13 protein-coding genes are annotated in these 11,693 nt (G+C 61.1%); 1 reads left to right on the top strand and 12 read right to left on the bottom strand.

The window, feature by feature from the left end; all coding sequences use genetic code 11:
- Positions 1–78: 78 nt before the first annotated feature.
- The 6 genes from ACNA0I_RS05205 to mltG form a co-directional block, all read right to left on the bottom strand.
- Entirely contained in the window at positions 79–816 is a 738-nt protein-coding gene (locus ACNA0I_RS05205; protein ID WP_415805006.1) for an IclR family transcriptional regulator, read from the bottom strand.
- Between the two features lie 111 nt (positions 817–927).
- Positions 928–1,827, bottom strand: a complete 900-nt coding sequence (locus ACNA0I_RS05200) for an ankyrin repeat domain-containing protein (RefSeq protein ID WP_415805005.1) — start codon at positions 1,825–1,827, stop codon at positions 928–930.
- A 240-nt stretch (positions 1,828–2,067) separates the two neighbouring features.
- Positions 2,068–2,838, bottom strand: a complete 771-nt coding sequence (locus ACNA0I_RS05195; RefSeq protein ID WP_415805004.1) for a TatD family hydrolase — start codon at positions 2,836–2,838, stop codon at positions 2,068–2,070.
- Between the two features lie 9 nt (positions 2,839–2,847).
- The gene (gene holB, locus ACNA0I_RS05190; RefSeq protein WP_415805003.1) at positions 2,848–3,903 is read right to left on the bottom strand and encodes a DNA polymerase III subunit delta'; all 1,056 of its coding nucleotides are present in this window, start codon (positions 3,901–3,903) and stop codon (positions 2,848–2,850) included.
- Entirely contained in the window at positions 3,900–4,532 is a 633-nt protein-coding gene (tmk, locus tag ACNA0I_RS05185) for a dTMP kinase (protein ID WP_415805002.1), read from the bottom strand. The genes holB and tmk overlap by 4 nt, the downstream gene beginning before the upstream one ends.
- Positions 4,529–5,539, bottom strand: coding sequence for an endolytic transglycosylase MltG (mltG, locus tag ACNA0I_RS05180; RefSeq protein WP_415805001.1), 1,011 nt, complete (start codon positions 5,537–5,539; stop codon positions 4,529–4,531). The genes tmk and mltG overlap by 4 nt, the downstream gene beginning before the upstream one ends.
- A 247-nt stretch (positions 5,540–5,786) precedes the next feature.
- On the opposite strand from mltG, the gene ygfZ reads away from it, so the two are divergent.
- Positions 5,787–6,800 carry a CAF17-like 4Fe-4S cluster assembly/insertion protein YgfZ gene (gene ygfZ, locus ACNA0I_RS05175; RefSeq protein ID WP_415804998.1) on the top strand — a complete coding sequence of 338 codons (1,014 nt, stop codon included), beginning with the start codon at positions 5,787–5,789 and terminating at the stop codon, positions 6,798–6,800.
- A gap of 23 nt (positions 6,801–6,823) precedes the next feature.
- Here the strand turns inward: ygfZ and ACNA0I_RS05170 are convergent, their stop codons facing one another.
- The 6 genes from ACNA0I_RS05170 to ACNA0I_RS05145 all read right to left on the bottom strand — a co-directional run bounded on the left by ACNA0I_RS05170 (position 6,824) and on the right by ACNA0I_RS05145 (position 11,617).
- Positions 6,824–7,261 (bottom strand): PaaI family thioesterase, encoded by a 438-nt coding sequence (locus tag ACNA0I_RS05170; RefSeq protein ID WP_415804997.1) that lies wholly within the window; start codon positions 7,259–7,261, stop codon positions 6,824–6,826.
- A 126-nt stretch (positions 7,262–7,387) separates the two neighbouring features.
- Positions 7,388–8,278, bottom strand: a complete 891-nt coding sequence (gene mmsB / locus ACNA0I_RS05165; protein WP_415804996.1) for a 3-hydroxyisobutyrate dehydrogenase — start codon at positions 8,276–8,278, stop codon at positions 7,388–7,390.
- 59 nt (positions 8,279–8,337) lie between these two features.
- A complete protein-coding gene (locus ACNA0I_RS05160; RefSeq protein ID WP_415804995.1) occupies positions 8,338–9,501 on the bottom strand; it encodes an enoyl-CoA hydratase/isomerase family protein in 1,164 nt (387 codons plus the stop codon).
- Entirely contained in the window at positions 9,498–10,652 is a 1,155-nt protein-coding gene (locus tag ACNA0I_RS05155) for an acyl-CoA dehydrogenase family protein (protein WP_415804994.1), read from the bottom strand. The genes ACNA0I_RS05160 and ACNA0I_RS05155 overlap by 4 nt, the downstream gene beginning before the upstream one ends.
- Before the next feature lie 196 nt (positions 10,653–10,848).
- Positions 10,849–11,193 (bottom strand): RnfH family protein, encoded by a 345-nt coding sequence (locus tag ACNA0I_RS05150; RefSeq protein ID WP_415804993.1) that lies wholly within the window; start codon positions 11,191–11,193, stop codon positions 10,849–10,851.
- Positions 11,183–11,617 (bottom strand): type II toxin-antitoxin system RatA family toxin, encoded by a 435-nt coding sequence (locus ACNA0I_RS05145; RefSeq protein WP_415804992.1) that lies wholly within the window; start codon positions 11,615–11,617, stop codon positions 11,183–11,185. Before ACNA0I_RS05145 ends, ACNA0I_RS05150 begins: the two co-directional genes overlap by 11 nt.
- Positions 11,618–11,693 lie beyond the last annotated feature (76 nt).

Here is an 11,693-nt window from a genome sequence, read left to right as displayed (position 1 = left end):
CCTTGGAGAATGAATAAATGGAACGGCAGGTGTGGAGCAACACAGATCGACGGGACGGCCAGTCCACGCCCAAACAGGTCAGCGGCTTTGCAGTCGATGCGAGATCCGCTTGGCAGCGGCTACCGTCATATCAGTCAGCAAGCTCGCACGCTGCGCGGCGCGTGTGGATGGCGCCATCAAGGTGATCGACGCCACAGCCAGATGAGGACGTTGGAATATCGGTGCACTGACGCCCCAGACGCCGGCGTCGACTTCGCTATCGGTGACGACATAGCCGGCGCTGCGAATGGGTTCCAGGCTCGCAGCCAGTGCCGCGACGTCAGTGCCTGCGGCTTGCAAGTCGGTCAAGAGCGCCTGAAGGCGGGCCGGCGGCATAAAGGCCATGAGCGAACGGGCCGATGCGCCGCGCACGAGCGGCAGGCCACGCCCTTTGACGAAGGAACAGCGCAAGGGATGTTGGCTCTCAACCATATCCAGGCACACGGCCTGGTCTTTCATGGCGACGAGCAGCCCGACGGTTTCGCCTGAGTCCTCTGCCAGGCGAGCCATGTCCGGCTGGGATTCTTGCACCAGAAACGACGATTGATCAAAGCCCCACGCCAGTTGCACGCAGAGCGGGCCCGGGCCATATTCCCCGGCCTGTTCCGACACGAACCCCCAGCGTTTTAGCAACGCGATTTGCCGGTACAGCGTGCTTTGCGCGAGACCAGTCTGCTCGGTCAGCGCGGCGATCGAGAGCGGACCGTCGTGACGCGCTAGCGTAGCCAGCACGTATAACACCCGGTCGGCGCCTCCGGCTATGGCCTGGTCTGACATGCGTACGCTCCCTGCGGCTTATTAGAAGGCCGCAGGTTAGCGATTTTTTCTCAAATTTCTATATGGAATTTCCCAAATTATGAGAATTACTAGGGAAATCCAGGACGTAAATCAGTCGTAATTGTTCAACCGCACGCCCGACACGCCGCCCACAGAGGAGTCGTCTCCGTCTGGTTTCGCCGGCGCGGGGATTTTGGCAGGCTGGGAGGGTGTTGCCTCAGGCAACACTGCCTGCGGGACTTGTTGCGGCTCGACAGGTGCGGCGGGAGTTTCCGTAACGGGAATTGCCGTCGTACGCCCCTGCTTCGCGCGTTGCGCGGCGCGCTGTTGCTCGGCCTTTGCGATGACCTTGGCCAGTTCTGCGCCCAGCTCATTACGCTTGGCGGCATAGGCCCAATCGGAGGCATTTTGCCCTTTGAGATTGCGGGTGGTGATGTCGGCGCCTGCATCCAGCAGTAGTTGCACCATGTACATACGCCCGGAAAAGCCGGCCATCATGATCGGCGTCGTCCCCTCGGGAGACGGCGCGTTCACCATGGCTTTGTTGGCGAGGAGCAGCTTGGCCGTGTCCATCTGGGCTTTGGACGCGGCATAGTGCAATGGGGTCCAGCCCAGGCGGTTGACCTGTGCACCCCGGGCAATGAGTTTGCGGGCCCGCTCAGTTTCCCCTGCCACGGCCAGGTACATCAGCGCAGTCTCGTTGGCGGGATTGACGGCATTGACATCGGTACGGGGATCGGCAGCGAGCACGTCAAAGACTTTCCATGCGCCGTCGACCACTGCACGCATCAAGGCCGGTTGGCCATTTGTGTACCTCACATTGGGGTCTGCGCCCTTGGCGAGCAGTGCTTTGAGATCCGAAGCTTTGTCGTTATGGACATACACCCACCAGTTTGCCGGTGCAGTATCGGCGTGAGCGGCAGGCGCCATACTTGCCGTCGTCACCGTCGCTAGAGCAAATGCCGCCAGGAGGCCACGGGCTTTTACGGGAAAGGATGCATAACGTTTCATGGCATTCTCGTCACAAGCCCGCTTCTCGTGACAGCCGCCTTCAATGCACGAGGCCAAGCGCTATCGAAACCGGGACTTCGTATTGTAGAAATTACTTTAAGAAAGCTTCGGATTATCCAAATCTAGATATAACATCAATAAAAACCCATAACCAACTGATTTTTATGAACTAAACATCAATTCAGTCCAAATAATCCAGAAAGTACTTTAAAGAATTAAATTTAAATAAAATACTTTAAATTAACGATCTATCTTATTGAATAACTTGAAAAAATTCTCTGTAGAGGCATGTGCCACCTCAGCCACCGGAATGCCTTTCAGATCCGCGATCTTTTCGGCCACATGGATGACCTTGGACGGATCGTTGCGTTTGCCACGGTAAGGTACTGGGGCCAAATACGGCGAATCGGTCTCGATCAACAGGCGATCCAACGGAACTTTGGTAGCGACCTCATGCACGATGCCGGCGTTCTTGAACGTAACGATGCCCGAGATGGAAATATAAAAATTCAGATCGATGGCAGCGTGCGCCATTTCCCAAGATTCGGTAAAGCAGTGCATCACTCCCCCGACCTCAGCGGCATTCTCCTCGCGCAGAATACGCAGAGTGTCCTCGACTGACTGTCGGGTATGGATGATCAGTGGCAAGTTCGCTTGCCGCGCCACGCGGATATGGCGGCGGAATCGCTCGCGCTGCCAGTCCAGCGGCTCGCTCAACCGGTAATAATCCAGCCCGGTTTCGCCGATGGCCACGACCTTTGGGTGCCGTGACAATTCCAGCAGTTCCGCCTCGGTCGGATCCGAGGTCGCCTCGTAGTCGGGATGCACCCCGACCGACGCCCACAAATGGCGGTGCGGCTCGACCAATTCGATCAAACCCGGCCAGTCGGGCATATCGACGCTGACGACCAGGGCGTGAGTAACCTGATTCGCCGCCATGCGTTGCAGAATATCGGGCAACTCTTGCGCGAGATCGGGGAAATTCAGGTGGCAATGAGAATCTACGTACATACGGAATCGTTAAGCTTGGCAGGATGCTGCCACGCGCTGCAGGGTCGCATGCGCAAATAATTTGGGGCTGAGCGGATGGGTCGCCAGACGGCGCTGCTGGGTGAGCCAGCGTGCGCCCTCTGCCAGCCGCACGGCATCAGCACGCGAAGCCGTCTGTCCCACCGGTCGAGCCAGCGAAGGGAAATACCGCACCGGCGCCCCCACACCCGCCAGCATCAGATCGGCATACAAGCGTTGCAAGGTATCAATCCAATCGGCAGGCGAGTTTTTCTCGAGGCTTTCGGCCAACGTGCCGATATCGGGCGTTTGACCCCTGGCCAGCGGCTCGATCAATTTCGACAGCCACTCCGGACAAGCCTGATCGCCGCTCTGAGACAAGCGTAACGCCGCCAAGGGCGCCCCGCCCGCCGCGGCGAGCCAATCCTGGGCGGAGGCTACGCCCTGCTCTGTCAGCCATTGTAGAGCGGCATCGCTGCCCGGCGCCGGCAAGGGCAGGCGTCGGCAGCGTGATACCAGCGTCGGCAGCAGCCTGTCGGGTGCATCAGCGACCAGCAGGAAAACCGTGTGAGGCGGGGGCTCCTCCAAGACCTTGAGCAAGGCGTTGGCGGAGATCACGTTCAACGCCTGAGCGGGATACAGCACGGCGACCCGCCAGCCGCCTCGATGGGTCGCTGTGTTGAACCAGGGTTCCAGGGTACGGATCTGATCGATGCGGATCTCTTTGGATGGCGCTCGTTTGGCCGTGCCGGTTTCGGCCGCAGGCGCGGCGTCGTCGGTACTCTCAGTGGTCGCGACACCCTCTTGCAGTGCCACTGCCTCAGGGCGGATACGCCGCAGATCAGGGTGATTGCCGCTGGCGATCCAGGTACAGGCCGGACAATGGCCGCAAGCCAGATTGTCAACGGGCGATTCGCACAACAGACTGGCCGCCGCTGCCGCGGCAAACTCGACTTTGCCAATGCCGGCAACGCCATGAATGAGCCACGCGTGCGCGAAACGTTCCCGCCCAGCCAACCAGCCCTGCGCGATCTCGCGCTGCCACGGCAAAAACTGGGCGACGCTCATGAGGTTCGCGAGGCCTGGACCAAGGCCTTCAGTTCGGATTCCAATTGGGCGCGCACGTCGGCCATCGGCTGACTGGAATCCACGATACGAAAGCGTTCTGGCTGTGCCTGGGCGCGGGCATGGTAGGCCGAGCGCGTGCGCTCGAAAAAGGCCGCTTCTTCCCGCTCGAAACGGTCTGGCTCACGAGCATCGGCCAAACGTGCGCGGGCCAATTCCAACGGCACATCGAACAACCAGGTCCGATCGGGCTGCAACGAGGGCTGCATCCATTGTTCTAGCACGGCGACCCGTTGGACACCCAGTTGGCGTCCGCCGCCTTGGTAGGCGTAGGTCGCGTCGGTATAGCGATCGCACACCACCCAATCGCCTCGAGCCAGCGCCGGCTCGATGACCTGCGCGACGTGTTCGCAACGCGCAGCAAACATCAACAGGGTCTCTGTATCCAGCGTCATGGATTCGGACAACACCAGACCGCGCAGGATCTCGCCCAGCGGCGTGCCGCCCGGCTCCCGAGTCGTGACGACGCTGAGCCCCGCGGCACGCAATGTATCGGCGATCCAGGCGGCATGGGTGCTTTTCCCTGCCCCATCTACGCCCTCGAGGGTAATAAAACGTCCACGTGCTGTCATTGCGTCCTGCCCAGGATGTAGCGCGCCACGTTGCGGTTGTGTTCGGAAAGGTTAGCCGAAAACTCGCTGGTGCCGTTGCCGCGCGAAACAAAGTACAAATATTTATGGCGCTCCGGCTGTACCGCAGCCAACAGCGCGGCACGCCCGGAGGCAGCAATCGGTGTCGGCGGCAGGCCGGCGCGAGTGTAGGTGTTCCACGGCGTATCGGCCTGCAGGTCCGCACGCCGGATACGGCCTTGGTAGCGTTCCCCCATGCCGTAGATAACCGTCGGATCGGTCTGCAACATCATGCCTATACGCAAGCGATTCACGAATACGCCAGACACCCGGTTGCGGTCAGGGCCATGGCCGGTTTCTTTCTCGACGATCGACGCCAGAATCAACGCCTCGTACGGTGTCTTCAGCGGCAGATCATCCTGGCGCTGCGCCCAGATCGTGTTCAGTACTTGTTGCCCCTGTTGATAGGCTCGGCGCAGCAGGTCGAAATCCGTCGTCCCGGGGGTGAAAACGTAGGTGTCCGGGAAAAACATGCCCTCGGGCGCCTTGATCGAAGCGCCCAGTTTTTCCATCAGATCCTCGTCGCTGATATCGCCCAGCGTTTGCTTGACGTCGGGATTGGTGCGCAGCGCCTCGCGCATCTGCTGATAGGTCCATCCCTCCAGCAAGGTGACCTGCCGTTGCACCATTTCGCCCCGGGCGAGACGATCCAGTAATTTCCAAGGCGAGTCGCCTTGGCGCGCCTCGTAGCCGCCCGCCTTGATCAATTTGTCGCGCTCGGACAGCCGCGCCATCCAGGCAAAGCCGTCCTCCCACACAGGAATGCCGGCCTCGTTCATGGCGCGCGCCATCGCACGCGGGGTGCTGCCCGGCGTGACGATGAATTCGACCTTGTCGGCCGGCAAGGCAATCGCGCGGTTCATCCAGTACCACGCGCCACCGGCGGCTGCGCCTGCCAATACGAGTACGGTCAGACAGAGCAGCAGAAAATAGAGGAAAAGCTTTTTCATAGATGTACGCAGTTTAATGGATCGCGGGCATTTGATCTGGCGCTGGCTGTGTCTCGTTGTGTCCGCAAAGGTATGGCTGTTCATGGAAAGACCACCCTTGGCAATCTCTGCTGCAGGCAACGAGCGTGCCCGAGGACGGTGTTTTCCTTGAGCAGACCAGGGTTTAAACGTCGCCCCGCGCTCCGTCCGGGTATCATCACAGCATCGGACGCCGTCGCGGCGCCCCACTCTATCGCCTGGCCACAACATGTCTGCTTTTTTCGATTCGCTGTCACCAACTACCACAGGGACGGCCCATGCCGCCCCACTGCCCGACTACACCGTCATTTCCGCCTCCGGCGCGGATGCCTTGTCGTTTTTACATGGCCAATTGACGCAGGACGTGACGGGCCTGACGCCCGATGCCGCTCGCCTGGGCGGGTACTGCACGGCCAAGGGCCGTTTGCTGGCGACGCTGGTGCTATGGCGGGCGCAGGCCGTGGGCGAGGCAACGGAAACCCCGGACGGACCGCAACTGTATGCCTTGGTCCGCCGCGATCTGGCCGAGGCGCTGGTCAAGCGCCTGTCCATGTTTGTCCTGCGCGCCAAAGCCAAGCTTGCGCCCACGGCGCTGCATGTGAGCGGTGTCTGGGCCGAGCCAGCCGATCTGGCGAAACTGGAGGCGGCAGCGGACGGTGCGTTGCCCGTCACGCCCTGGCAACGTACCGAATTACCTAGTGGAACCTGGATCGCCACCCCCTCAGTCAGCGGCGGCCTGCGCTGGTGGTGGATCGCCAGTGAGGCGCAGCAGGCGGACGCTGCGATGCTGGCCACGCAGATACAACGCGGGAATGCCGACCAGTGGCACGCTGCCGATCTGGCCGCTGGCCTGCCCTGGGTTGGCACGGCAACACAGGACCTGTTCATTCCTCAAACGCTGAATCTGGACCTGATAGGCGGCGTGAGCTTTACCAAGGGCTGTTACCCCGGACAGGAAATCGTCGCCCGCAGCCACTATCGTGGCACGGTAAAGCGCCGCACCGCATATGGTCAGTGGGACGCAATGAACGAGCCGCCGACCCCAGGCACCGACATTTACGATGCCAGACAGCCCGATGAGCCGTGCGGACGCATCGTCGATGCATCGCGTAGCGGCGCGTTGTTCGAGATCGCCTTGGCCTCGCTGGACGATGGCGATCTGCGCGTGGGCACGCCTGACGGCGCCAAGATCACCGTGACGCCATTGCCGTATGATTTGGCCGACGGTGGATTTAAACGATAAGGGTTCGAGCTAGCCTCGCCCTCCTATCGCGGCGTCACACGGACCGCCGTCATCAGCCCCACGACACAGAGCGTGGGTTGGTCGCCGCGATAAGCATGCACCTCCACCTGGCAGATAGATAAACGCCGCCCCGGCTTGAGCACCCGCCCTGTGGCCACGAAACGCTCGCCGTCAGCCGGCGACAGGAAATTCATCTTGAACTCGGAGGTCAGGACGTCCTCCCCAGGCTCGAACAGCGACAGCGCCGCATAGCCGCCTGCGCTGTCTGCGATGGTCGTGGATATCCCGGCGTGCAGATAACCATTCTGTTGGCACAGATCCGCGCGAAACGGCAATTCGATATGGACCAGGCCTGGTTCGACGCGCGATAAACGCGCATCGAACAAGGTCATGATGGTTTGCCGGGCAAAGCTGTCACGCACGCATTGGAGAGCGGCGGTTTGTGTGGGCTCAGACGACACGGTTGTTCCCGTTATGAAAACTCATGGCCCCGCAAAAACCGGGCTCGGAAAAATCCGCGTACGCAAACGCCCCTCAGCGCGAGCGCTCACATGCGTAATGCGTACGACTGCAGATCAATGACTACCCTAAGGCGTCTTGTGCGCGTACAGATTGACGATGCTGGAAAAATCCAGCTTGCCGCTGCCGTCGCCACTATGCAGCGAATACAGATTGCGTGCGAGTTCGCCCAAGGGAATCGACGATCGCGAGGACAACGCCGCCTCTGCAGCCAGCCCCAGGTCCTTTAGCATGAGATCGACCCCAAAGCCGCCAGCGTAGCCCTTTGACGCCGGCGTGTTTTCCATGACGCCAGGCCACGGGTTGTACAACTCGGTCGCCCAGTTGCGGCCAGAGCTCTTTGCAATGATGTCCGACAAGACTTTGGGATCCAGGCCGTTGGCCACGCCCAGGGCCAATGCCTCTGATGTTCCGGCCATCAAGATGCCCAACAGCATGTTGTTGCAGATCTTGGCCACCTGGCCCGCGCCGGCCGGGCCCGCGTGGAAAATATTCTTGCCCATGGCCTGCAGGACCGGCATCGCACGAGCCAGATTGTCGGCCTCGCCGCCAACGATGAATGTCAGTGTCCCGGCGGCCGCGCCTGCCGTGCCGCCGGACACCGGCGCGTCGATCATCGCCAGGCCGCGCTCCTGAGCCGCTGTAGCGACCTTGCGGGCCGAATCCGGGGCGATGGTGCTGCACTCAATCACGAGTGCGCTGGGATCGATCGCGCCCAGCAGATCCTGGCTCAGGTACAGCGCCTCGACATGTTTGCTGGCAGGCAGCATGGTGACCACGACTTCGGCCCCCTGCACCGCGTCAGCGGCAGAGGTCGCTGCGCGCGCGCCGGCATCGGCCAAGCTGTTGACCGCGCCAGGCACCAGATCGAACACTGCCAACTGGTGGCCGGCCTTGATCAGATTGTTTGCCATGGGCGCACCCATATTGCCCAGACCGATAAACGCAATACTGCTCATGTGGGGGTCTCCTCGTGTTTGTCGTGTATGCGCTGTCTGAAATCAGCTTACTACCGAATTTAAGCCTCGGCGCCCAAGTCCGCCAACGGATGAGGCTGACCTGCCGGCCAAGGCGCCTCGAAAAAGCGCTGCACCCACGCCTCGGATGCCTGAGCCAGGGTGGCTGGATTCCATTTGGGTTGCTTGTCTTTGTCTATCAGCAAGGCTCGGATACCCTCGGCGAAATCTCCCTCGGCTGCGCATGCCAGCGCCGCAATGTATTCGATGCGGAACACCTCGGCCAATGAACTGAGCCGCGTCCGGCGCAACAGGGTAAAAGCGAGCCGTGCCGAACCCGGCGAGCCCGCCAGCATCGTCGCTGCGGCGCGGGCCAGCCACGGGTCTTCGTGGGTTTTCAGCTCGGCAATGGCGTCATAGATCGCGGTCAGGTTCTCGCCGCCACACAGGCTATTGATCCGTGCCGCATGCTGACGCAACGGTCCTGGGGAAAGCTCCGACGCTGGCTCATGAGCCAGCAGGACATCACGCAACAGGTCGTCGTTTAACGAACGCGCTGAGCGTCCATCCTCGGCAGCCGACGCGGTCCAAGGCGTTTGCAGCAATGCTTCGATAAACTGCGGCCAGCCTGACGAGTCCAGGCGATAATCCGCGACACCGGCATACAGGGCATCCGAGGTCGTCAGTTGCGCACCCGTCAGCGCCAAAAACAGCCCGATGCGCCCCTGCATGTGATTCAGCATCCAACTGCCGCCCACATCGGGAAACAGGGCAATCGAAATTTCCGGCATGGCCAGGCGCGTCGTTTCGCTGACTACACGATGGCTGGCTCCCATCATGAGGCCGACACCGCCACCCATGACAATGCCATGCCCCCAGCACAGGATCGGCTTGGGATAGGTGTGAATCTGATAATCGAGCCGATACTCGCGCTCGAAGAAGTCTCGCGCCAATGGATTGGCCCAGGCCCCCTGGCCCTGGTGTTCCTGCATGCTGTGATACAGGCCGTGCAGATCTCCGCCCGCGCTGAAGGCTTTGCCGCCCGCGCCTTGCAACACCACCATCGCCACGCCGTCGTCCTGCGCCCAGGCCGTCAGGCGCTGGGCCAGTAAATCGACCATTTCCAGTGACAGGCCGTTGAGCGTTTGCGGCGCGTTCAGCGTGGCAAACGCCACACGCATCCCATTGGCGGTGGTTTTTTCCTCGAACAGCACTGGGGCGGTCATCTGATATCTGCTCCTTTTTCCAGCAATTGGCGGGCGACGATCACACGCATGATCTCGTTGGTGCCCTCGAGAATCTGATGGACACGAGTATCGCGCACCAGGCGCTCCAAGGGATAGTCTCGCAAGTAGCCATAACCCCCATGAATCTGCTGCGCGTCCAGGCAGATCTGGAAACCCATATCGGTCGCAAAGCGCTTGGCCATGGCGCAGTATGTGCCGGCATCGGGCGAGCCGGCGTCCAGCTTGCACGCCGCCAATCGCACCATCTGCCGCGAGGCAACCAAGTGCGTAGCCATGTCCGCGAGTTTGAACTGCAAGGCCTGAAATTCGGCCAGGCGGCGGCCGAATTGCTTGCGCTCGTCCATGTAACGCCGTGCAGCGTCCAATGCGCCCTGGGCGGCACCTACCGAGCAGGTGCCGATATTGATGCGCCCGCCGTCCAGGCCCTTCATGGCGATCTTGAAGCCCTCGCCTTCCTTGCCCAGCATATTGGCCGCCGGCACCCGCACGTTTTCAAAGGTGATCGGACGCGTGGACTGGCTGTTCCAGCCCATTTTTTCTTCTTTGCGGCCATAGCTGATGCCGGCGCTGTCAGCCGGCACGGCAAAAGCGCTGACGCCGCCAGGCCCGTCGCCGCCGGTTCGCGCCATGACGACCAGCAGGTCCGTATCGCCACCGCCCGAGATAAACGCCTTGGCGCCGTTGAGCACAAAATCGTCACCGTCGCGTTTCGCGCTGGTGCGCAAGGAACCAGCGTCCGACCCTGCGCCAGGCTCGGTCAAACAGTACGAAGCGAGTTTTTCTCCGCTGGCCAGCAACGGCCCCCAGGTCTCGCGCAGCGCCGGTTGGCCCCATTGGCCAACCATCCAGGTCGCCATGTTGTGAATCGTGAGGAACGCTGTCGTCGACGGATCGACCGCCGCCATTTCCTCGAACACCAGCGTGGCGTCCAGCCGCGGCAGCCCCAGGCCACCGATATCCTCGGACGCATAAATCGCGCAGAAACCCAATTCGCCGGCCCGGGCAAAGGCCTCTCGGGGAAAGATGCCCCCGGCATCCCAGCGAGCGGCGTTGGGGGCGAGCTCGCCCTGTGCGTAGTCGCGCGCAGCCTGCGCAAAAGCCTGCTGCTCGTCAGTCAATTCCAGATCCACAGCGTTGTCTCCTGTTGGTTGGTCTAGCTGGCGTCATGGCTGTCTCGTGAACGGCCATACCCGCCATCCGTCCATTTTTGCATGACGTTAACGTAAACGTAAATCTATAGCCGGTATCTTACGCCGGAATCCAGAGACAATTTTGTCCTGCCGATGACTTTTCCGCGTCAGGAAGCGGGTTCGCTACGAACGAGAGCTACAGCAATCCCGCAGGGCGTTCACGACCGTTGCGTGCCGCCGTAGCCTTGGCTCGGCGGTGATCAGCCCGGCGGCGGCGCGAGACCATAGGATCGAACGTCAGCGGACGATAGATCTCGATCCGATCGCCGTCGGCCAATGGCGTCTCGGCCTGGCATTGTTTGCCAAACACGCCAACGCCCTGCCCCCAAGGATCCACCCCGGGAAACGCAGCCTCAAAACCGCTCTGGCGCAGCGCGTCTGCGGCCGTAGCGCCATTGGGCAACACCAGCTCGCGCTGCCACGTTGCCGATGGCATGGGATAGCAGACGCTGACTCGCAGTACCTGAGCGTCATTCCCCATAGATTGCCTGCGCCCGCTTGGTAAAGGAATCGATAAAACTGGTCGCAATCCGGTTAAAGACCGGCCCCACCACCATCTCGAGGGCACGGTTGGAGAACGCGTACTCCAGGGTGAACAAGACCTTGCACGCGTCCTCGGCCAGGGCCTGGAATTCCCAGTTGCCCACCAGCATCGAGAACGGACCGTCCACCAGCTCGAGTTGAATCCGGTTGGGGTACTCATGGGTATTGCGGGTGGTGAATCGCTGCTTCATCCCCGCAAAACTGATCATCACAGAGGCTTGCATCCCGTGTTCGTCGCGCGACTGGATCTCCGTCCCGCCGCACCAGGGCATGAATTCAGGATACTTTTCCACGTCGGCAACGAGGTCGAACATCTGTGCTGCACTATAGGGAACCAGGACAGATCGCTGTACTTTATGCATCGGCTATCGCAAATCGCTAGAATGGTTGGATTTTACCGGTAGCGCAGCTACCGCCGCATTTTTCGCCGGATTATTG

Source organism: Bordetella muralis (assembly GCF_965139205.1).
GTDB classification, from domain to species: domain Bacteria; phylum Pseudomonadota; class Gammaproteobacteria; order Burkholderiales; family Burkholderiaceae_B; genus Bordetella_A; species Bordetella_A muralis.
Note: the sequence above shows the minus strand (reverse complement) of the source record. Positions and strands in the feature narration are given on the sequence as shown.

Bases quoted from the DNA above. Each gene is read 5' to 3' on its own strand.
- ACNA0I_RS05205 (WP_415805006.1), bottom strand. From the start codon at position 816: ATGTCAGACCAGGCCATAGCCGGAGGCGCCGACCGGGTGTTATACGTG.
- ACNA0I_RS05160 (WP_415804995.1), bottom strand. From the start codon at position 9,501: ATGACCGCCCCAGTGCTGTTCGAGGAAAAAACCACCGCCAATGGGATG.
- mltG (WP_415805001.1), bottom strand. From the start codon at position 5,539: ATGAAAAAGCTTTTCCTCTATTTTCTGCTGCTCTGTCTGACCGTACTC.
- holB (WP_415805003.1), bottom strand. From the start codon at position 3,903: ATGAGCGTCGCCCAGTTTTTGCCGTGGCAGCGCGAGATCGCGCAGGGC.
- ACNA0I_RS05150 (WP_415804993.1), bottom strand. From the start codon at position 11,193: ATGGGGAATGACGCTCAGGTACTGCGAGTCAGCGTCTGCTATCCCATG.
- ACNA0I_RS05145 (WP_415804992.1), bottom strand. From the start codon at position 11,617: ATGCATAAAGTACAGCGATCTGTCCTGGTTCCCTATAGTGCAGCACAG.
- ACNA0I_RS05195 (WP_415805004.1), bottom strand. From the start codon at position 2,838: ATGTACGTAGATTCTCATTGCCACCTGAATTTCCCCGATCTCGCGCAA.
- ygfZ (WP_415804998.1), top strand. From the start codon at position 5,787: ATGTCTGCTTTTTTCGATTCGCTGTCACCAACTACCACAGGGACGGCC.
- ACNA0I_RS05200 (WP_415805005.1), bottom strand. From the start codon at position 1,827: ATGAAACGTTATGCATCCTTTCCCGTAAAAGCCCGTGGCCTCCTGGCG.
- mmsB (WP_415804996.1), bottom strand. From the start codon at position 8,278: ATGAGCAGTATTGCGTTTATCGGTCTGGGCAATATGGGTGCGCCCATG.
- tmk (WP_415805002.1), bottom strand. From the start codon at position 4,532: ATGACAGCACGTGGACGTTTTATTACCCTCGAGGGCGTAGATGGGGCA.